The sequence below is a fragment of the Nocardiopsis prasina DSM 43845 genome (genome assembly GCF_000341265.1).
Classification (GTDB): Bacteria; Actinomycetota; Actinomycetes; order Streptosporangiales; family Streptosporangiaceae; genus Nocardiopsis; species Nocardiopsis prasina.
On sequence record NZ_ANAE01000055.1, the window covers coordinates 1 to 277 of the forward strand.

Sequence of the window (277 nt, forward strand, 5' to 3'; positions counted from 1 at the left end):
CGGGGCTCGCCCCGACCCCCGGGAACGCACATGTCACGGGCGCGGCTGCCCGATAATGGGCGCGTGTCTGATTCGTTTCGCCCGTTTCCGCACGCGCTCGCCGACCGGCTCCGCAAGACGCTGATCGACGCCGACTACACCGTCTCCGGCGTGCGCGACCGGCTCGGCGACATGGCTTCGCGTGCGCTGGCGCGCGAGCAGCTGACTCCCGCCCTGCGCGCGACGGGCGGCGAGGAGCGGCTCGGTGTGCTGCTGCGCCTGTGGTGGCTGCAGGAGC

1 protein-coding gene is annotated in these 277 nt (G+C 73.3%); it reads left to right on the top strand.

Annotated elements, in window-relative coordinates:
• Positions 1–63: 63 nt before the first annotated feature.
• Positions 64–277, top strand: a 214-nt coding sequence (locus D452_RS27500) for a DUF7059 domain-containing protein (protein ID WP_449289514.1), incomplete at its 3' end; no start/stop codon positions are given.